This window comes from Lysinibacillus sp. NPDC048646 (genome assembly GCF_050272295.1).
GTDB lineage: Bacteria > Bacillota > Bacilli > Bacillales_A > Planococcaceae > Lysinibacillus.
The window spans coordinates 174,505-194,668 of the sequence record NZ_JBNNLZ010000002.1; the positions used below are offsets into that span (position 1 = coordinate 174,505).

The following is a 20,164-nucleotide window of genomic DNA, read 5'->3' on the forward strand; positions in this document are numbered from 1 at the left end:
AAAGATTACTTTTACATCAAAAATTTGATTTACATTCTTATGTCTCCATTATTTTCTACCGCCAAGCATTCAAACTGAGCTAATTTACGCAAGAATTATCATCGGGTTACTTGTCTCAACGACCGGCGATGGTGTAAAACGGTATTTATCACCCTTTAAATATTTTGAACCAGCGTATATCATCGATCATTCTAGCTATGAAATGTCCTATGTACTCGTAGGGATTGGCATTGTCATTATTGCTTTGGGTACGAGCTATATCATCTATATGAAAAAAGATATATAACCATTTAAATTCTGCTGTGTGGGATAGGGGGATTTGTTTGAACATTTTTTTGCGGGAAATGAAAGCTTTTCGGAAGTCTTTAATAATCTGGAGTATTGGTATGCTATTTTTAGTTGGTTCAGGTATGGCTAAATATGCGGGGTTAGCCACTTCAGGTCAATCGATGAATGAGATATGGTCTGCAATGCCAAAGTCCCTACAGGCAATCATGGGAACGGGAGCGCTTGATATTTCTAAGGTAAGCGGTTATTTTGGTGTACTGTATATCTATTTAGTATTAATGGCGACAATACACGCTGTAATGCTAGGGGCTACTATTATTGCAAAAGAAGAGCGGGATAAAACAGCAGAGTTTTTATTCGTAAAGCCTGTTTCAAGAATGAGCATTATTTCTGCAAAATTATTAGTCGCTGTAGCGAATATTGTTAGTTTAAATATTGTTACAGGTGTTTCAAGTATTTATTTGGTTGGAAAATACAGCGAGGGCGAATCAGTAAATGCACATATCGCCATAGCGATGACAGCGATGCTGATTTTGCAGTTATTATTTTTGTTTATTGGTTCCGCAATCGCGTCTGTCAGTAAAAAGCCAAAGTTAGCGGCATCGATATCAACTGGCATACTTTTGATTACCTATATATTATCCATTGTCATTGATTTGAACGAAAAGTTGTCATTCATGGAATACCTCTCACCATTTAAATATTTCGAAGCTAAAATCATGATGAATGGTGGCGGTGTAGATAGTAAATTTATTGTATTATCGCTAATTAGTATTGTCATACTTTTAATGATAACGTTTGTATTTTATAGAAGGAAAGACTTAAAGATATAATGGAACGGCATTTATCCATGCAAAGGTAGCTGGAGAAACACCACTCGGTTTCTCCAGCTACTTTATTTTGTGTTAGGCAGCTTTCTTGCTGTTTTTCTTTTTATCTTTTTTGTTAGTAGCTTTCTTTTCTAGTTTTTTCTCAGCTTTTTTCTTCGCTAACTTTTTCTCAAGTTTCTTTTTGTCAGCTTTTTTCTTTGCTTTTTTTTCTGCTACTGCTTCCTCGATTTTGTTTTTCTTAATTTTTTTTGACATATTAAATGCACTCCTCTTAACTGTATTGACGTTCTTTTGTAAAAGAATATCTACATACAAGGTTATATTAAACATAAATGGAATGCAAATATATTTAATGTTATATATTTACAATTAACTGTTTAAGTGTGTATACTATGACATTCTTGGATGTTTTTGCCAACAATTTGTTCATAAAAGCTTGTCGAAATAATAATAGTTACTTTTATTATTTTTTAAAACTATCAATAATTATTTAATGATAAACATTAAATAATTATTGAAGAAAATAAAGTGTTGTGTATAATTAACAGTAAGGAAGGGGATGTTTAAGATGGATCAAACAATCCAAAGTAAGGAATTTCGGTTTTTAACAAAGGGATTACGTACTATTTTTACAATGGTCATGATTTTTACGATCATGGGCCTTGTTGTGATGGGTGGGTTATTAATAATCGCTATTTTTGTACCAGAGAAAGCAGTAAATAGTATACTAGCAAATGGAAGTATATCTGCTACGTTACAATTCGAAGGTATGCAAATATTGTTAGCAGATCAAGTTGCGGAAAATATCCGCTTTGTGAAAAAGAATGTTGTATCATTATTAGTGGCTTCTACACTGTACATAGCAATTCTATTATGGATTGTGATGCTCGTAAGAAATTTATTGGGTAATTTAAGTAGTGGGGTTATTTTTTCTGTAGCCAATAGTAAAAAAATTGAGTGGATTGCTTATAGTATTGTCGTGATAAGCTTGACAGTAGGGGCATTTCGCACGTACATTGCCTATACAGTGGTTCAACTTTTCAAATTAGAGTCGCAACTTGTCAGTACAGATTGGGTAAAAGATGTAAGTTTCCATTTTAGCGGCATTAACTGGACATTATTACTATGTGGTTTAGTCATTTGGACGATAGCGCGTGTATTTCGATATGGCGCTTTTTTACAGGAAGAATATGATGCAACAGCTTAGGGAAGTGAAGAAATGACGATAATTATTCGATTAGATCGCATGCTGGCAGATCGCAAAATGCAATTAAGTGAGCTAGCTGAAAAGGTTGATGTGTCAATTGTCAATTTATCTAATTTAAAGACAGGTAAGGTAAAGGCTGTACGTTTTTCCACCTTAAATGCAGTATGTAAGGCATTAAATTGTCAGCCAGGAGATATTTTAGAATATGTTGAGGAAGAAGACTGAACAGGGCTGTCCCAAAAGTAAAAATAGTATGCTTGGCATACGCATGGCATACTATTTTTTTGAGATAAAGATGAAAATTGGTGGAGACTCCTGTGGGAAAGCGAAGTGGAATTTCATACCGCCGTTTTATGGATTCGACGAGAACACTCGTGACTTCAGTCGTGAAAGGTTCCATTCGGGAATTTGACTTTTTCCATAGTAAAATATAAAATAAAAAAAGACCGTCCAGACGGTTTTTTACCAACCGATTTTGTTATCTCGGGAGGAGGCTCACGCATGTCAACAAAAGCAAGTGCAAAACGAGCACTTATCATTCGTACAGCGATTCACTATTTACAAGAAAATGATTTAAGCACTTTAACATTGGAAAAGGTTGCTGGGAAGGCTGGAGTTAGTAAAGGGGGGCTTCTCTATCATTTTAAAACGAAGGATGTACTTCATGCAGCCATAGCAGAGAGCATTATGGCTGAATTTATAGAATCCTATGAAAAAAGAGCCCAGCAGGAGCACGGTGTTGGTAGATTGACGAGAGGCTTTATTTTAGCTTCACAGCAAGATCTAGCAGAGGGAGCTTGGTTTAATATCGCGATTCAAATAATTCAAAACGAGCATACCTCTATTTCGACAGCGTATGAACAAATACTTGAAGATTTGTTACACGATGATCTTGAGACATCCATTGTCCATTTAATACGACTAACGATTGACGGATTGTATTATTCGAAGTTATTAAACATTGCACCTGTTTCGAAAGAGGTAACAGAAATGGTCTTTGCACAATTATTGCAAATGACAAGAAAGGACGAGTTTTCATGAGTGCTTTTGGTTACCTATTAATTTCAATTGTTGCTGAAGTTTTTGCCAGTTCGATGCTAAAACTGACAAATGGCTTTAAACGATTGCTACCGACAATGGGCGTAGTTGTTGGATACGCTACAGCTTTTTATTTCTTATCCTTAACACTCCAATCATTACCGATTGGCACTGCCTATGCCATCTGGGCTGGATTAGGTACGGCATTAACAGCGATTGTAGGTGTACTGTTTTATAAAGAGGTTTTCCGTATAAAAAAGCTTGCAGGAATCGCTATGATTATTGCGGGCGTTGTCGTACTCAATCTTGCTGGTGGCGGACATTAAGGAGGGCTATATCTTGAAAGGTTATGTATTTTTAGCAATATCCATCGTGAGTGAAGTATTCGCGACAATGATGCTCAAGTTCTCGGCTGGCTTTACAATGATAGGCCCCACAATCGCAGTCATACTGGGTTATGGCATTTCGTTTTATGGTCTGTCTCTCTGTTTAAAAACCTTGCCTTTAAGCCTGGCTTATGCGATTTGGTCAGGTATCGGTACGGCGTTAACAGTTGTAGTGGGAATTGTCGTCTGGGGAGATATTTTTAATGTGTACGTTGCCATTGGTATTTCATTGATTATAGGTGGTGTCATCCTCTTGAATCAAGGCACTCAAAAGGAAGTCACAGCAAGTTCACCATAAAATACTTTTTGTACGGCAAGAAAAAGATGAAAAACGTCCAAAAAGGAAAAGTTTTGGACGTTTTTTTAAGATGCAATTACCTGCAAGCCATTCGTAATGTCACTCACTTGTATCAGCTTAGTTGGTAGCAGTTTGAATGAGTAAATAGAATTTTGAGACGCCTCCCTAGTAAGGCAAAATAACACCTGCACTGACGTAGTGAACAATATCATTTTCTAAATAGGGTAAAACCTCTTCAATTGTCCCTGTTAACACGACACCACTTACTTTTAGCGATTTTACATCTCCATCGCCAATTGTATTTTTTAATACTTCCGCTTCGTCTAGCTTTTCATGACCATGAAAGGCTAAACCTGATGTATCCTCGCCTCTTTCCACCATTTTTTCTTTTAAAATAGCAAGAGCTTCTTTTTCATCATAGGCATACATATCTATCTGATCTATAAATTGTTCAGCAGATTGAAATGAATTATTGGAGTATGCTGGACTATCAATAATTTCGAAACCATATGCATTGTCGCCATTTACTAGTCCATAATTGGTTGATGGCATTTCAGGTACGTCTATACCAGCTTGTTTTTGGGACTCAGCCAATTCTTTTTCCGCTTTTTCCTGTTCGTCTATGGATTCGAGAAGACCATTTTCAATAATCCATGCCCACTGTGCAGTTGGAAATAGAGGAGCCATCTCTTCTAGTGTTAATTTCTTATTAAACGATAAGGCAACCTCAACACTATAGTAAGATGGTAAAGATTTCAAATAGGCCGAATCGTCCTCGATTTTTGGTTGTGTATATGGATAAAATTGAATAACACGTTGATTATTGCGGTAAATAGTATTTTCTGAATTCTGGAAGGTGTTATCTGTATAGATGGCTGCCTTCGTACCTAATATAGTATAAAAATGTTCTCTAGTTAACCAACTTACTTGATGACCATTAACATCCTTATACATATGAGATTTTGTCGTACCCGCCAAAAAGAAATGATCGTAATTACTACCATTGCCCTGAATATTTGCCCCGGTAAATGTATTGACCAAATAATTTTGAGTGGTTTGTTCATCCATTTCTTTATACATAAAATATTGGCCTGTTGCAATGAGCCCCCACAAAAGAAGGATAAAACATATGATGACACTAATCGTAATAAAAACTATGCGTTTAAGTGATTTTCGTTTAGCGTTCTTCACTAAATTTTGAAAAGCTTGATCTTCGTTAAAAATTATTGTTTTCTCCATTTCCACCAGTCCTTTCATATACATCACTAAATTTTTTCTTGGCGCGTGCAAGCTGAGTTTTAACGGTTTTATCAGTTGTTTTAAAGAGTGCAGCTATTTCCTTTAATGATAATTCCGCACTATATTTCAATAGTAATAACTCCGTTTCCTTTGGCTGAAGCTTGCTTAAACATTGCTGAATAGTGGCTTGCCTTTCTCTTTGTAGCACATACAGCTCTGGTGTTTGTTCGTCAAATAAATCCTGCAAGTTAAACGACAGTACATAGTTGTTAGCGTGCTTTTGTTTTTTGAGACCATCATAATATTTGTTAATCGCTACACGGTATAGCCAAGCTTCAGCGTACTCTGCATCAATACCATCTATGTATTTGATGAATTGATAGGCTGTTTCCTGCAAAATGTCTTCAGCATCCTGTTTGCCAGCGCCCATTTTTAATAATGTAAACTGTATTGTTCTTAATTTTTCCTGTAACTGCTTGCCAAATGCCTCATTCATATCAACCCTCCTACCTAGATAACGATTGAACTAGAAAAAGGTAAACAATTAATTTGCTACAACGTTGCAACAATCAGTGACTGTACGAAAGAAGGCATTTTTTTTGTCGCTTACTTTGAAAACGAGTCGTCATAATCCTGCGCTCTACATATTATAACGAGAAAGGTCAAATAAATATTGCTGTTGTTGTTCGAGTGTTTGCAAATTGCTGAAATGGACTAGGGAGGGGCTGGAAAGGATTGAGCATTGAAAAAGGAAGAAAACATTTTGTATGTGAAGCGTTATACGATATAAAAGCACTCCAGGATACAATAACGAATTTTCATTCTAAATATTATGGTCAATTACTCGTGAAGATAGTTGGGAGTGATACCATTCCCCTTTTTTTAATAACGAACAACGGTGCTCATTTAAGATTAATAGATACAGTTAAGCAATTTGAAACAGAGTATTTTCGTATAGAATCTGTTGATAAAGAGCGCTGTCGTGGCACCATTTCGTTGTTACGCGCGTATGATTATGAAGGCAATGAGACGAATTCGATTGCTGATGTTGTGAGATTAGAGAAAACATCTACTGAAAAATCCATTGAGTTAAACAGTATATCAGCCATTCAGCTATTAAATCCTGATTTATTAAAAAGGAAGATTATGATCGAGCCTAAATGGTAATGAAAGTTCTGTTAAAACCACTAAAATAATTTGAAAACTAGCGCATCTGATTACATGCAAGTGCATTGGCTGAATTTAATAAAGAGAGAATCTAATGAAAGGAAGGTACATGCATGACGATTATTGGAATGTTGCATCATCGACTAGATCCAAAAACGGTTCTCAAGTCATATGCATATGCAGCAGTTGCAAGAGCGGAAGGTGCCAAATTTTTTTATTTTACGCCTAGAAGTGTTAACTTTGACGACCGTACCATTAGGGGTAAGGTATATGAAGAGGGGCAGTGGCAGGAGCGAATGATGCCCTTCCCAGATGTAATTTATAATGCAGGAAGTCCTGAAAAACTAGCAGTATCCAAAGAGATTATCGAAAAATTGAAAAAGGAAATCCCGTTTACTACACATTCTATAGGTAATAAATGGAATGTGATGGAACGCCTAAATGCTGCAAAAGAATTTGCTAACTATTTAATCCCGACTGAAATAGTAAAAAATGTGGAAATATTACACAACTATCTTGCCCATTATAAAAGGATCGTGTTTAAACCGATTGATGGACGTAAGGGAAAGGGAATTTATTTCATTTCGAAAATGGGAAATGATTTTGAGGTTAGGGTGAATAGCGAAAATAAAATTTATTCGAAGGCTAAATTAAATGAATTATTACAGGAGCAACTTTCTTCAGGTACGTTTATCATGCAACCCTATATTAAATCTATGACAAAATCGGGGCAAGTCTATGATTTCCGTCTACATGTGCAAAAAAACGGAGAGGGTAAGTGGGTGGTGACGACCATTTATCCGCGAATTGCACCAAATGGGTCCATTATCCCCAATATTAACAGCGGGGGTTTTACTAACTATTTAGATCCTTTTTTGGAGCAGGAATTTAAAGAAGAAGCCTTTAATATTCGGCGCATGCTGGAGCATTTTTCATTGTCATTGGCACATCATTTAGATGATATCCAAATGGATAAATTTGGGGAGGTCATTGACGAAATTGGCATAGATGTCGGATTGGATGAACAACAAAAGATTTGGATGTACGAAGTAAACTGGCGTCCGGGATGTCCTCCTGCATTTTATTTAGAATTAGATGTTGTCGTACATTCCATTCGATATGCCATGTATCTTGCAGAAAACCAGAATATCATTAAAAAAGAAGTAATGGAACGAAAGTACAAAAATTTAGACGCAGAATTGGGCTTACCGATTATCGCCATTACTGGGAGTGCCGGCAAAACAACATCGAAGGCATTTCTAGGCTCTATTCTATCAACAAAATGGAATGTATTTGAGTCAAAAGATTATTGGAACACCACGGAGCATACAAAAAAACATGCAGAAGAGATTAATTCGTCGCATGAAGCAGTTGTTCTTGAATACGGAATGGCTTATCCAGGTATCATTACGAATCATTGCAGCATCATTCAACCGAATATTAGTATAGTTACAAATATCGGTCTGGCGCATGTGGGGAACTTTGATGGGGATATTCGAAAAGTGGCAATGGCAAAATCAGAATTAATACATGGCATGAACCAAAAGGGCTTACTTATTTTAAATAAGGATGACGACAATTCGAAGTATTTATCTTCACAGCAATTCAAAGGTAAAATACTAACAGTCAGTATCCATACGGATGCAAACTATAAGGCTTATGATATTCAGTATAAAGAAAATGGTATGAGCTTTAAGATGAATCTTCAAGGGCAAGAAATCGCTTTGTTTATCCCCATCTTAGGAGAACATCATGTATATAATGCGCTAAATGCCATTGCGGTTGCCGATTATTTAGGATTTTCACCAATGGATATCAAAGAGGGTCTAAATTTCAAGAAACCACCAAGAAGACTAACATTGTACAATTGCCGCGATCAAATTACGGTTATTGATGATACAGTTCACTCGCATCCACAAGGCGTACGAGCTGCTATTGATGTACTCACCAACATAGCGAAGAACCGAAAAGTTGCGATCATTGGCCAGATGCGAGAATTAGGGGATTTACGAGAGGAAGAATATCGTAAAGTGGGCGAGTACATTTGTGAACAAGAAATAGAGATTTTAATAACCTATGGATTTCGGACAGAAGAAATAGGGGCAGCAGCAAAGGCAAAAGGGATGAATCTATCAAATATTTATCATTTTACGAACAAGGAAGCTTTACATGCACTATTAGTAAAAATCGTCAAACCGCACGACACTATTTTAGTAAAGGGTGCAAGTAAAACGAATATGTTTGAGACGGTTAAATTTTTAGATCAGACATATAAAGCATAAATGCAAAAACCCGAGTAACTGCCCGCTTGATCGTGGCAATTATTCGGGCTATTTGTTTTGGCAAAAGTTCAGTGAATTTTTTGTTCGTGCTAGGTTCAGTTATTGTTTAAAAGGTATTTTTAGAATACTGGAAAGGTTGCCCAATGAGGGCACCTATAGAAATTTTACGAAAGTAGTAGGATTTCGCCTACTTTCGTAATTATAGCGCTTTTAGGAGAAACTTGATTTCTTTCGCAGCGCTAGTAGCGTTTCTTTTAGCTTCAACTAATGTGGTGCCTTCTGCAATGACATATGCATAGCGATGGCCCATAGATAATGGAGGGGTTAGAATTGTTCCTTTTTTAGGCTTCACATAGACTTCCACTACGCCTTTTGAGTTAGTTGCTCGTGTTTTTCCAATCACTCTCTCTAAAACGCCTCTACTCTCTACAATAACGTACTTTGTAAAGATGAATTTTCTGTGCCTTGGTTCGACATTAGGTTGTTCCCCTAAAAATAGTTTAAGTGTTTCTTCCACTAAACTAAATCCGAATGCAGCGAGAAGCATATTATTCATAGCTCCGCCTGAAATTCTAGGATTGATTTCAATAAGTTTCCAACCTTTTTTTGTTAAACGAAGCTCTAAATGCAGTGCACCATTTTCAATGTTAAATGCCTTGACGATGGAATGGAGCACTTCCTCAATACCAGTTTGAATGTTCTTCGGAACCTCTGCCAGTACCCCATAACCGGTAATGATAAAACGTTTACCTTGCGTAATCTCTTGTTCAATAATACCGATAATATGAGCTTGCTGTTTATAAACAAAGGCCTCTACTAAATATTGTGGTCCGTCAATATATTCTTCTAGCATAATCGTTTCACCAGGATTTTTGCTTTGGAGAAAACGCAGGTGTTTATGGAGTTGGCTTTGATCTGCCGCTAACAGTACGTCTTTAGAGCCGGTAGATTTTGGCGATTTCACGATCAGTGGATATACCATTTTTTTAGTAAATGGTTCATGCGGTTTTACTAGAAAAAACTCCGGAGAATAGGGCTGATCCTTTAAGAAATTCCTGGTTTTCTCTTTATCTTCCATCATTTCAATGGCCTCAGATGACGTATAGTTGTGACAAAATTCATCACATAAGATAGAAGCAATATGGACAAAAGGGTCTACAAAACTAACAATCGTTATAATTTCTAACCCCGTTTTGGATAAATCGTAAATTTTATCTTTCATTTCTTCGATATCTGAAGTGTCGATAAAAATCATTTTATGAATATCTGGATAGGCTTTTCTCTGCTGTAATTGCTTTTCATTATTTGTGAAAAGTACAGTCAAGTAACCCAATTTCTCCGCTGCTCTTATGGCTTCACGACTTGACCCGGATTTATTTGTACCGATAAATACAATTGCTTTCAGTTATATCACTCCTTCGATTGGTACTTGGATTCTTAATATACATTTTATATATATGCTCACGAATAGTTTTCTTCTAGTTAGGTATCATGTCTACATCCAAGCAACTTTTGTCGACGTACATATACTAGAAAAGAAAGGAGTGTGAACAGATATGAAGCCTCTTCCGGTGAAAAATTTAACAGCGATTATTGCAGGTAAATTAGTGCAAGGGTCGGATGAAGTGCTTATCCACTACGGCGCATATCGACTAAAACAAGTAAAAAAATCAAATACAGCCCTTTTTACAAATAAACGTATTGTAAACTGGAAAAGTCTTGAACCACTTTCTCCTCTAGTGCTTGTTACGGATTGGTCCTATAGTCAAAATGAGATTCCTAAACATGTAATCATTATTAAAGTAGCGAATACTGATGAGGCCTACTGGAAGTTTGTACATTTTTACCGTAGCCAATTTGATATCCCCGTAATAGCTATTACGGGTACTTCTGGAAAAACAACGACAAAGGAGATGATAAAACATATTCTTTCTGCTGGAAAAAAAGTGACGGCGACTACGCTAAGTAGCAATTCCAGAACAGCCTCTTTGCAGTATTTACTAAGCATTGACGAGGATACGGAGGCAGCCGTTTTTGAAACAGCTGTTGGTTCTCCGGGGGATGTCACGAATGCAGGGAAGTATTTCAAGCCGAAAATCGGGATTATTACCAATATAGGTGCTCATCATTTAAATTACTGTAAAACTTTAGAGGGCTATATACAAGCTAAAGGTGAAATGGTGGATATTATTGACCCCACCGGTTCATTAATTCTGAATGCTGAGGATATCAACACCCAAAAAATTGATTTGTCGAGATTCCGAGGCCGCATTATTAGAATTGGTAAGGATGCATCCTGTGATTTTAGAGCAAGTAATATTCGCTACGGTCAAAATGGTATGCAATTTACTGTTCATCATAAAATGTCGAACCATGAAATATTTGTCCCTGGATTTGGTGAGCATCAAGTATATAATGCACTAGCAGCTATTGCAGCTGTTTGTGAGCTGGGTGTGCCAATTGCAGCAGCGGCCGTCCAATTGTATACATTCCGGCAATTGAATAAGCAACTACAAAGATTTGAAGGCATTAATCACTCGATATTATTGGACGATACTTGGAGTATTACGACCACTTCTTTAGAAGCCGCATTGAAGGTATTAAATTCGCTTGGTGAGGGTAAGAAAAAGATAGCGGTGATTGGGACGATTACGGATCTAGGATCTTGGGGATATATTATTCACGAGCAAGCAGGTGAGCTAATCCATCGCATAGGCGTTGATGTACTCATTACGATAGGGGAGCATGCACGTATTATGGCAGATCATGCCGTTGATTTAGGTTTTAATGCACCCGTTTATACATTTAGGAATGGTATGTTCGCATATAAGTTATTACAAAAAATTGTGGACGAAAATACCATTGTGCTCGTAAAAGGAGATATGTACAGTAAGCAAATGTTCCAATTGGCAGCAGATTTAAAGATAAAGCCATCATTGCCCGCTGAATAGCATGCGCTCGTGATGAGAGATCTACGATAACATCGTGATAAAAACAGTGCACAAGTGAGTAGTCGATATTATTGTATTTTATTCTACTGGAAAGAAGCGCTCCGGATAGAAGATAAAGTATTGGATAATATGCTAGTCAATGTTCGTAATATGGATGAATTGCTTATTCACTACCCAATCGTCCAGAAATCACATTTCATACTATAATGAGAGGGGGCGGAGTTAACTTGCAAAATATACGTGTGAAGGAGATAAGGACTTTACTGCAAGGCGAATTATTGAACGGTTCTGAGGATTGGCTTGTTAAACATGCCATTTACTATAACCGGCATGATTTGACGCATAGTAATACACTTATCTTTGTTAATAGAAACGATGCAGTCAACTGGAATGAAATAGACAATAAGGGACCTTCTCTTGTCATTTCAGATAAGTCTTCAACTGAGCTGAAAAACGCACTTACCAATACGACTGTTATCCAAGTAAAAAGTAATGTGCAGGCATACTGGAAGTTTATCGAATATTACAGAAATCTTTTTCAAATACCTGTCGTTGCTTTAACCGGGACATGTGGGAAAACAACGACGAAAGAAATGATCAAACATATTGCAAGTAAGGATTGGCATGTGCAGGCATCTGTGAGTAGTAAAAATGAGCCACGTCAATCTTTACCCTATTTGACTGGCATCGATGAGACAACAGAAGCAGCTGTATTTGAGTTGGGATTAGGAAATACAGGTAATATTAAACATCAATGCATGATTTACCAGCCTACGATTGGCATTATTACAAATATCGGTGTGCATCATTTAGATGGCTGTAAAAACTTAGAAGGTTATATTAAGGCGAAATCAGAAATCGTAGAAGGTATAACAAAAGGCGGGACTTTAATCATCAATGGTGATGATGAAAATACAAAAAAGGTCCCTTTGCATACGTTTAAAGGCAAGATTATCACCCTAGGAATACAGGAACAGGCAAATTACAGAGCGTCTAAAATACAATTTACGAAAAATGGCATGAGATTTGTACTGCAAGTGTCAGATGAAAAGTTTAATGTATTTGTTCCTGGGTACGGTGAACACCAAGTGTACAATGCGCTAGCTGCCATAGCAGCTGTAAAAGAAATGGGCATGACCATAAATCATGCCATTGCTCGTTTAAGGACGTATAAGCCGATGGCAAGACATCTAGAGTTTTCAACGGGGATTGGTGAATGTACCATTGTAGATGATACGTGGACAAATAACCCAACATCAGTTGAAGCAGCTTTGAAGGTTTTAGATACGATTGGAAAAGGGAAAAAAGTAATCCTTGTACTCGGTGATATTAAGCGGTTGGGGAACTTCGAAGAAAAGTATCATCGTGAGATTGGCTCGATGGTGGCCAAAAGAAATATTCAAACGCTGATTACAATTGGAAAAAGGGCAGAAGATATAGCGAAACAAGCGCTGAAAGATGGCACAAGTGCAGAGGTTCATATTTTTAAAGATGTTACAGGGGTTTTAGATGTGCTCAAGCCAAAACTGGACCCCGAAACCATTGTGCTGATAAAGGGTCCGATGTCTAGTAGATCCATGATTGAATTTGCGAATAACTTAAAAGATATATAATAAGGTAGGGAAAGGGGGTGCCTCAAAGTCATTTGAGACACCCCCTTTCTGTATCAAAAGTGAAGCGGAAGATGAAAAAGTATGATGAAAGCCATTGCCGGTATATTTCTATCTAATTCCAGCAATTGATATATGACATAGACCCTTCTTACTTTATACTAGAGAACGCGGCGAGCCGAAACGTAGTTTTGTTGCGCCCAAGTAGAATTTAGGTTTTGTTTCACTATATTATTAGCGGTCATACTAATAAATTGATTGTCACCAATATAAATCCCTGTTTGTGTAATTTGCTGTCCACCATTATTCGTGGAGAAGAAAAGAAGATCTCCTTTTTGCAGCTGTGCTTTTTGTACGCTTTTACCCACTAATGCCTGTTTGCTCGCTAGTTTATCCTTTAAATCAATCCCATGTTGTTTAAAGACATAATAGGTAAACCCTGCACTTGTAAATGTCAGTGAGTTTTCATTATACGTGTAGCCAAATTTTGCTTTTCCAGTCATACTCGAAGCAGTAGCGATGATTTTATCAGCAGAAGCTGACGGTGCGTCGGTAGTCGGTGTTGAGTTATCTGAAAAAACACGTTTTGCTGTAATATAATGCTCATTGTAGTAGTCGACGAATAACACTCTTGTCATAACACCATCAGAATTTGGAATGATGATACGATGATCCCCAGCGTAGATGCCTACAAGTGAAGGGGTTTGAGAGCCCTTGACACTATTAAAGAATACTAAATCGCCTTTCTTTAAATTGGCACGTGAAACAGTTGTTCCAATATTCATTTGTTCCTTTAAAGTTGTTTTACCAAGGTTCACGCCACTTTTTCGATAGACAAAATCTACAAACCCTGGTGCCGTAAAGCGTAGCGATGATTCGTTATTTGTTGTGCTCATTGTGACTTTGTTTTTATAAGTTAAGGCGTTTTCAACAATTTTATCGCCCTTCGTTGCTGGATTAGCTGAAAGCAAAGTAGGTAAGACTCTTCGCGCAGATACATAATTATCTGTATAATATGGCTTGCTATTTAAATCAGAAATCACGATATTTTGCTGGCTATCAGCCATATGAATCATTTTATTGTCACCAATATACATGCCTACATGATCAGGGTCTGTGCCGGTTTTTTTACTTTTAAAGAATAGTAAATCCCCTTTTTGTAATTGATTTTTCGCAACATATGTCCCTTGCTGTATCATATAATTTTCATTATAAGTCCCAAGATCTACACCGTTCTTCTCGAAAATGTACATTAAAAATGAAGCACAAGAAAATTTGTAAGGAGATGTAGGCTTGTATACTGTATTGCTGTATGTTGCCTTACCTATTAAGCTTTTTCCTGTTTGAATGAGTTGGTCCGCTTTCGTCGCAACGGCTTGAGCGTTATTCTGTGCATTTGTAGTGGCAGCCTCTACTTCAATTGGATGAATGGTACCTTGAACCATGCCCAATGAGCTAAAACCTAATGTTAGTGCTAATGTAGTGGTTAAAAATTGTTTTTTCATGCGATGTGTTACCTCCTAGATACTAGCGATTGGAATAATTCTGTTGGCTAGTGATTGGAATAATCGTAGCATGAAAAAGTGTAAGTTCTTCTAGGTAAATGTTTCCACGGACTGCCTGTAAAAGCTTTAAAGCTTGGTACAAAAGGCTTTGTCGTTGGAATTTACAGTTTGATTACAAATATTTCAGTTACTGTATTATTTGCAGAAATTGGTGTCAATGTTGTTAGTGATACTTGATGATCTGTAAACATTAAACTCAGATGTGCTGATTGCTGTAGCTTTATATCTGGATGATTTAGAATAGAAAGTCGCGACAAATCTCTCATCAATCAATAGCTTATGCACAAGAAATAAAAATATCAAAATAATTTTAAGGAATGATATAAAAATAACTTTCTTATTTATAAATTACTAATAAAAGCATGTTTTCTGTGAAATATTTTGATAAGAAACACCAATTAAATACATAATTCGAGTCATGGGATTTATAGGGAATGTATGATATATTTAGGTTGATTTAATGGATAATATTACAAATAATAACGAAAAAAGTAGGTGATTTACACGAACAATTGCTCGTAATTTGTATTTTTTCACTAAAAAGGGGGCTAATAGTATGTTGCGGAAACTTAGGTTCAAGACAATCAGAGCGAAAATTTTAAGCGGATTTTTTATTGTCGTATTTTTTATAGCATGTTTTAACACCTACAGCTATTTTGCAAACAAACGAGTCATTACTGCGAGTGAAAATATAGTGCATAAAGAATTACAGCTACTAACAGCAAATGAAAAGCTTGCCTCAACGATTAGTGTCAGAACAACTGCTGCCAAAAGCTATGTCTTAACTGGTGATCAGCAGTATAAAAAGGAATTTGAAGATTATATAAAAATAGCAGAAGAAAATAATGCCATTTTAAATAAATTTTCGACAGATGCAAGCTTAGCCACTACTGTTGAAAAGGCAAGAGAGTGGCGGAATTATGTACAAGCGAAAGTATTTGATGAGTACGATAAAGGAAATATCGAAATTGCCATTGAAAACCTAAATGCAATTGATAATTTAGCAGCTGAGATACGACAAAGCTATGAGGGGCTTGCCTTGGCAAGGGAGGATTCCATTAATAAGCTTGGTGAAGAGATGATTGCTCAATCTAAATTCACGATGCACTTGGGTGTATTCATAGGTTTATTGACAACGATACTCGCGATTGTAACCGCTTACTTTTCTGCGCGCATGATTGCTAATCCGATAAAAGCTGTCATTGAACAACTATCAAAGATGGCCGAAGGGGACATTAGTCAGCCAGCTCTACCAGAAAGAATGCAGGATGAAATTGGCTTACTTGTACAATCTACAAACACCATGAATCGTAAGCTTCATGAAGTAATAGGATCGATACATGTCGTTTCGGAAAATGTTGCTGCTAGTAGTGAAGAGTTAGCACAATCTTCGCTGGAAGTGAAAACGGGTGCACAGCAAACCGCACTGACGATGCTAGAGTTAGCGGGTGGCTCAGAATCTCAAGCGCATAATGCCAGTGATTTAGCTCAAATGATTGACGCTTTTAAAGTGAATGTGCAACAGGCAAATACACAAGGTGTCAATTTACAAGGACATTCGAAGGAAGTATTAAAGCTCACAGCAAGTGGTCAACAGTTGATGGATGCGTCTACCCAGCAAATGTTTGCCATCGACCAAATTATTTATGAGGCTGTTACCAAGGTTGAGGATTTAAATCGTCAATCGCAAGAAATTTCCACATTAGTATCAGTTATTGACAATATTGCGAATCAAACGAATTTATTAGCATTGAATGCTGCCATCGAAGCGGCTAGAGCAGGAGAGCAGGGTAAAGGCTTTGCCGTTGTAGCCGATGAAGTTCGAAAGCTTGCAGAACAAGTGTCATTTTCTGTAACGGATATTTCGTCGATAGTGGCGCGTATTCAAAGTGAAACAGTGGGTGTGACAGCATCGCTTCAAAAGGGATATCAAGAGGTAAAGAATGGCACCGAGCAAATTACGAATACGAGTGCAACTTTTGAAAATATAGCATCTGCAGTGGATAATATGTTTATGAATATTCAAGGAATTACCGGAAATTTGCAAGATATATCTACAACCACTGAGCAAATCAACCGATCCATTGATGAGATTGCGGCCATTTCGGAAGAGTCGGCAGCGGGTGTTGAAGAAACGACTGCTACCATAGATCAAACCGTTGGAACGATGGACGAAATCGCGAAAAATACCGAGCAATTAGCATTGATGGCGGATAGTTTAAATAAAGAAGTGCAGCAATTTAAATTGTAAAGTGAAGCAGCCATCCATGATAGATGGCTGCTTTTGAGAGTTACTGCATTGGTTCGATTATCTCTACTCGACATGGCAGTAAAAATGTTTACCTTGCTCCTTTCTTCTAATTTTAGGAACTGACGGATAGAATTAAGAATGTGACGGATAGAATCATCAAAGTGACGGATAAAACTGCGAATGTGATGGATAGAATCATCAAAGTGACGGATAAAACTGCGAATGTGATGGATAGAATCATCAAAGTGACGGATAAACATTGTGAGTGTGATGGCTAGCAACGCAATCATTACTGAAATAATTCTACTTTTCTGAAAAATATATGCTATAGTTAGAGCATAATTGAATATTGTGTAAGAGTTGGTGCCAAATGAAAGTTTGGCTTAAAAGGGAAGTCGGTGTAAATCCGACGCTGTCCCGCAACTGTAAATCGGAGCAAATCACAAATGCCACTGGGAAACTGGGAAGGCTGTGAGGCGTGTTGATGAGAAGCCAGGAGACCTGCCAATATCTAGTACACACCAAATAACCTACGTGGAAATAGGTGGTGAGATGTGACCATACCGGCACTGTGCGAAACGAAAGAAATAGTACGATTTCACAATGAATTTCGTATCGTTTCGTTATAGTTAATTTCGACAGACCATAAACCATTTTCCGAATAGGAGAATGGCTTTTTTTATTTGCATACAAAAGGAGAGAGTGACATGACGTACACAACTACAGCCATTGGTTATCCGTACATCGGGGAAGACCGCGAATGGAAAAAAGCATTAGAGACTTTTTGGAGAAATGAGCTTTCACAGGAGGACTTTTTACAGCAGTTAAAAGAAATACGCTTAGCCCGCATTGAAAAGCAACTTCGTTATGGTTTAGATATCGTAAGCGTAGGCGATTTCACCTATTATGATAGGATACTTGATACAGCGATGATGTTTGGCTTAGTGCCAAAGCGCTTTGACTGGCAGGGAACTCAGCTAGATTTACACACCTATTATAGTGCGGCTCGTGGTAACGACAACGCAGTTGCTTGTGAAATGACCAAATGGTTTAATACGAACTATCATTACATTGTGCCTGAATTCGAGGGACAAACATTACAGCTCACGGAAAATAAAATTCTCGCTGATTTCTTAGAAGCAAAAGAAGCGTTTGGCATTACAGCAAAGCCAACTCTCATTGGGCCTTATACATTTTGTAAGCTGACAAAGGGTTATGATAAAAAAACACAGGTGGCTTTTATTTTAGCGTTACTCCCCCTTTATACGCAGGTTATCAAAGAGCTAGTAGACGCTGGTGCCGAGTGGATACAGTTAGAAGAGCCATCCCTTGTCACAACATTAGAGGAGGCAGAGGTGAAGCTCGTTCAGGAAATCTATACGCAATTAACAGCAGCTGTCCCTAACGCAAATATTATGCTACAAACTTATTTTGAATCGTTATCAGCGTATGAACAGTTAGTAGCACTTCCTGTCCAAGGAATTGGTTTAGACTTTGTTCATGGCTACGATAAAAACATGGAGTCACTGCGTCAATATGGCTTCCCTCAAGATAAAGTTTTAGCTGCTGGCGTTGTTAATGGTCGAGATATTTGGCGTGCAAATTTAGCACAGGTGAGCACGACCGTAAAAGCGATTGAACAGTTGAGCAATGCAAAGGATATGTGGATTCAGTCCTCATGTAGTTTACAGCATGTACCGATTACGACTGCACGCGAGACCAAGTTAGATCCCGTTCTAAAAAATGCACTTGCCTTTGCAGATGAGAAATTAGTAGAAATTACAGAAGTAACAAAATATGTACAGGAAAAAAATCATGCCACAAATCAAACAATTTCGGAGAGTATGAAGGCAATCGAAGCTTTAAAAAATCATCCAGTACGTAATAATAGAGCTATTCAACAGGCTGTACAAGCTGTGTCGACACAGGATTTTGAACGTCAGCATGATTTTCAATCTCGCCAACATATTCAGCAGGAACTATTACAGCTACCTTTATTCCCAACAACAACGATTGGTAGCTTCCCACAGTCAGATGAGGTCAAACGTATGCGTAGTGCTTGGCGTAAGAAACAGTTATCAGATGAAGAGTATGCAACATTCGTAACACAAGAAACGAAACGTTGGATTGCTATTCAAGAAGAGTTGGATATTGATGTGTTGGTGCATGGTGAATTTGAGCGTACTGATATGGTGGAATACTTCGGTGAAAAGTTAACAGGCTTTGCTTTTACGGCAAAGGCATGGGTCGTATCCTATGGCTCGCGCTGTGTCAAGCCACCGATTATTTACGGAGATGTTGCGTGGGAAACACCGATGACGGTAAAAGAGACAGTGTATGCCCAAAGTCTAACAAATCGATATGTAAAAGGAATGCTAACGGGTCCGGTAACCATCTTAAATTGGTCCTTTGTACGTGATGATATTTCACGAAAAGATGTGACCTATCAAATTGCGTTGGCACTACGAAAAGAGGTGGAGGCACTTGAAGCGGCAGGTATTGCAATCATTCAAGTAGATGAGCCTGCTTTGCGAGAAGGCTTACCACTTCGTATAGAAAATTGGGGTAGCTATTTGGAGTGGACAGTCAATGCCTTTAAGCTTGCCACAGCGAGTGTGAAGGATGACACACAAATTCATACACATATGTGCTACTGCGAGTTTAATGATTTTATCGATCCAATAAGTGCGCTCGATGCAGATGTGATATCCATTGAAACGTCTCGTAGTCATGGCGAGCTGATTTCTTCACTTCAAGTAAATCCATACGAAAAAGGCATTGGCCTTGGTGTCTACGATATTCATAGTCCACGAATACCGAGCGAAGACGAAATGCTACACATTATGCAGGATAGCTTACAAGTATTATCGAAAAACCAGTTTTGGGTTAACCCAGATTGTGGCTTAAAAACAAGGAAAGAGCCCGAAACCGTAGCGGCGCTCGCTCATATGGTAGCCGCTGCAAAAACACTTCGCCAACAGGTTAAACAATCGACGTTTTAATATGAAAACTTGACTTCTTAGGGGGTCAAGGTTTTCTTTGTTTTTCTCCC

At 37.7% G+C, this 20,164-nt stretch carries 18 protein-coding genes and 1 riboswitch; of the genes, 13 read left to right on the forward strand and 5 right to left on the reverse strand.

What is annotated here, in order from left to right; translation table 11 throughout:
- Positions 1 to 323: 323 nt before the first annotated feature.
- Complete coding sequence (locus ACQKII_RS03105) at positions 324 to 1,121, forward strand: ABC transporter permease subunit (RefSeq protein WP_427456244.1); 798 nt, start codon at positions 324 to 326, stop codon at positions 1,119 to 1,121.
- 72 nt (positions 1,122 to 1,193) lie between these two features.
- Here the strand turns inward: ACQKII_RS03105 and ACQKII_RS03110 are convergent, their stop codons facing one another.
- Complete coding sequence (locus tag ACQKII_RS03110; RefSeq protein WP_427456246.1) at positions 1,194 to 1,373, reverse strand: hypothetical protein; 180 nt, start codon at positions 1,371 to 1,373, stop codon at positions 1,194 to 1,196.
- Between the two features lie 313 nt (positions 1,374 to 1,686).
- Between ACQKII_RS03110 and ACQKII_RS03115 the strand changes: the two genes are divergently transcribed.
- The 5 genes from ACQKII_RS03115 to ACQKII_RS03135 all read left to right on the forward strand — a co-directional run bounded on the left by ACQKII_RS03115 (position 1,687) and on the right by ACQKII_RS03135 (position 4,047).
- The gene (locus ACQKII_RS03115) at positions 1,687 to 2,325 is read left to right on the forward strand and encodes a DUF2975 domain-containing protein (protein WP_427456248.1); all 639 of its coding nucleotides are present in this window, start codon (positions 1,687 to 1,689) and stop codon (positions 2,323 to 2,325) included.
- 12 nt (positions 2,326 to 2,337) lie between these two features.
- Complete coding sequence (locus ACQKII_RS03120; protein ID WP_427456250.1) at positions 2,338 to 2,550, forward strand: helix-turn-helix domain-containing protein; 213 nt, start codon at positions 2,338 to 2,340, stop codon at positions 2,548 to 2,550.
- Between the two features lie 276 nt (positions 2,551 to 2,826).
- Positions 2,827 to 3,366, forward strand: coding sequence for a TetR family transcriptional regulator (locus ACQKII_RS03125; protein ID WP_427456252.1), 540 nt, complete (start codon positions 2,827 to 2,829; stop codon positions 3,364 to 3,366).
- Positions 3,363 to 3,689, forward strand: coding sequence for a DMT family transporter (locus ACQKII_RS03130; RefSeq protein ID WP_427456254.1), 327 nt, complete (start codon positions 3,363 to 3,365; stop codon positions 3,687 to 3,689). The genes ACQKII_RS03125 and ACQKII_RS03130 overlap by 4 nt, the downstream gene beginning before the upstream one ends.
- 13 nt (positions 3,690 to 3,702) lie before the next feature.
- Positions 3,703 to 4,047, forward strand: a complete 345-nt coding sequence (locus tag ACQKII_RS03135) for a DMT family transporter (protein WP_427456256.1) — start codon at positions 3,703 to 3,705, stop codon at positions 4,045 to 4,047.
- A 165-nt stretch (positions 4,048 to 4,212) separates the two neighbouring features.
- Here the strand turns inward: ACQKII_RS03135 and ACQKII_RS03140 are convergent, their stop codons facing one another.
- Both ACQKII_RS03140 and ACQKII_RS03145 read right to left on the reverse strand, forming a co-directional pair.
- Positions 4,213 to 5,286, reverse strand: coding sequence for a sigma factor regulator N-terminal domain-containing protein (locus ACQKII_RS03140; RefSeq protein ID WP_427456257.1), 1,074 nt, complete (start codon positions 5,284 to 5,286; stop codon positions 4,213 to 4,215).
- Positions 5,264 to 5,782, reverse strand: coding sequence for an RNA polymerase sigma factor (locus ACQKII_RS03145; protein ID WP_427456259.1), 519 nt, complete (start codon positions 5,780 to 5,782; stop codon positions 5,264 to 5,266). Before ACQKII_RS03145 ends, ACQKII_RS03140 begins: the two co-directional genes overlap by 23 nt.
- A 239-nt stretch (positions 5,783 to 6,021) precedes the next feature.
- Here ACQKII_RS03145 and ACQKII_RS03150 point away from each other — a divergent pair, with 239 nt between their 5' ends.
- Both ACQKII_RS03150 and ACQKII_RS03155 read left to right on the forward strand, forming a co-directional pair.
- Positions 6,022 to 6,453: a hypothetical protein gene (locus tag ACQKII_RS03150; RefSeq protein ID WP_427456261.1), complete on the forward strand. Its 432-nt coding sequence runs from the start codon at positions 6,022 to 6,024 to the stop codon at positions 6,451 to 6,453.
- Positions 6,454 to 6,566: 113 nt separating this feature from the next.
- Positions 6,567 to 8,735, forward strand: coding sequence for a YheC/YheD family protein (locus tag ACQKII_RS03155; protein ID WP_427456262.1), 2,169 nt, complete (start codon positions 6,567 to 6,569; stop codon positions 8,733 to 8,735).
- A gap of 199 nt (positions 8,736 to 8,934) precedes the next feature.
- On the opposite strand, the gene ACQKII_RS03160 is transcribed toward ACQKII_RS03155, so the two are convergent.
- Positions 8,935 to 10,140, reverse strand: a complete 1,206-nt coding sequence (locus tag ACQKII_RS03160; RefSeq protein ID WP_427456741.1) for an ATP-grasp domain-containing protein — start codon at positions 10,138 to 10,140, stop codon at positions 8,935 to 8,937.
- A 151-nt stretch (positions 10,141 to 10,291) separates the two neighbouring features.
- Between ACQKII_RS03160 and ACQKII_RS03165 the strand changes: the two genes are divergently transcribed.
- Together ACQKII_RS03165 and ACQKII_RS03170 are read left to right on the forward strand one after the other, a co-directional pair.
- Complete coding sequence (locus ACQKII_RS03165) at positions 10,292 to 11,686, forward strand: Mur ligase family protein (RefSeq protein ID WP_427456264.1); 1,395 nt, start codon at positions 10,292 to 10,294, stop codon at positions 11,684 to 11,686.
- A gap of 227 nt (positions 11,687 to 11,913) precedes the next feature.
- Positions 11,914 to 13,299, forward strand: coding sequence for a UDP-N-acetylmuramoyl-tripeptide--D-alanyl-D-alanine ligase (locus ACQKII_RS03170; RefSeq protein ID WP_427456266.1), 1,386 nt, complete (start codon positions 11,914 to 11,916; stop codon positions 13,297 to 13,299).
- Between the two features lie 158 nt (positions 13,300 to 13,457).
- On the opposite strand, the gene ACQKII_RS03175 is transcribed toward ACQKII_RS03170, so the two are convergent.
- Positions 13,458 to 14,801: a C40 family peptidase gene (locus ACQKII_RS03175; RefSeq protein WP_427456268.1), complete on the reverse strand. Its 1,344-nt coding sequence runs from the start codon at positions 14,799 to 14,801 to the stop codon at positions 13,458 to 13,460.
- 616 nt (positions 14,802 to 15,417) lie between these two features.
- Here ACQKII_RS03175 and ACQKII_RS03180 point away from each other — a divergent pair.
- The 3 genes from ACQKII_RS03180 to metE all read left to right on the forward strand — a co-directional run bounded on the left by ACQKII_RS03180 (position 15,418) and on the right by metE (position 20,114).
- Entirely contained in the window at positions 15,418 to 17,112 is a 1,695-nt protein-coding gene (locus ACQKII_RS03180) for a methyl-accepting chemotaxis protein (RefSeq protein ID WP_427456270.1), read from the forward strand.
- A gap of 140 nt (positions 17,113 to 17,252) precedes the next feature.
- The gene (locus ACQKII_RS03185; protein WP_427456272.1) at positions 17,253 to 17,390 is read left to right on the forward strand and encodes a hypothetical protein; all 138 of its coding nucleotides are present in this window, start codon (positions 17,253 to 17,255) and stop codon (positions 17,388 to 17,390) included.
- Between the two features lie 66 nt (positions 17,391 to 17,456).
- Positions 17,457 to 17,635: riboswitch (cobalamin riboswitch) on the forward strand.
- Positions 17,636 to 17,819: 184 nt separating this feature from the next.
- A complete protein-coding gene (metE, locus tag ACQKII_RS03190; RefSeq protein ID WP_427456274.1) occupies positions 17,820 to 20,114 on the forward strand; it encodes a 5-methyltetrahydropteroyltriglutamate--homocysteine S-methyltransferase in 2,295 nt (764 codons plus the stop codon).
- Positions 20,115 to 20,164 lie beyond the last annotated feature (50 nt).

Bases quoted from the DNA above. Each gene is read 5' to 3' on its own strand.
- ACQKII_RS03165 (WP_427456264.1), top strand. From the start codon at position 10,292: ATGAAGCCTCTTCCGGTGAAAAATTTAACAGCGATTATTGCAGGTAAA.
- ACQKII_RS03120 (WP_427456250.1), top strand. From the start codon at position 2,338: ATGACGATAATTATTCGATTAGATCGCATGCTGGCAGATCGCAAAATG.
- ACQKII_RS03110 (WP_427456246.1), bottom strand. From the start codon at position 1,373: ATGTCAAAAAAAATTAAGAAAAACAAAATCGAGGAAGCAGTAGCAGAA.
- ACQKII_RS03125 (WP_427456252.1), top strand. From the start codon at position 2,827: ATGTCAACAAAAGCAAGTGCAAAACGAGCACTTATCATTCGTACAGCG.
- ACQKII_RS03140 (WP_427456257.1), bottom strand. From the start codon at position 5,286: ATGGAGAAAACAATAATTTTTAACGAAGATCAAGCTTTTCAAAATTTA.
- ACQKII_RS03115 (WP_427456248.1), top strand. From the start codon at position 1,687: ATGGATCAAACAATCCAAAGTAAGGAATTTCGGTTTTTAACAAAGGGA.
- ACQKII_RS03175 (WP_427456268.1), bottom strand. From the start codon at position 14,801: ATGAAAAAACAATTTTTAACCACTACATTAGCACTAACATTAGGTTTT.
- ACQKII_RS03155 (WP_427456262.1), top strand. From the start codon at position 6,567: ATGACGATTATTGGAATGTTGCATCATCGACTAGATCCAAAAACGGTT.
- ACQKII_RS03145 (WP_427456259.1), bottom strand. From the start codon at position 5,782: ATGAATGAGGCATTTGGCAAGCAGTTACAGGAAAAATTAAGAACAATA.
- ACQKII_RS03130 (WP_427456254.1), top strand. From the start codon at position 3,363: ATGAGTGCTTTTGGTTACCTATTAATTTCAATTGTTGCTGAAGTTTTT.
- ACQKII_RS03180 (WP_427456270.1), top strand. From the start codon at position 15,418: ATGTTGCGGAAACTTAGGTTCAAGACAATCAGAGCGAAAATTTTAAGC.
- metE (WP_427456274.1), top strand. From the start codon at position 17,820: ATGACGTACACAACTACAGCCATTGGTTATCCGTACATCGGGGAAGAC.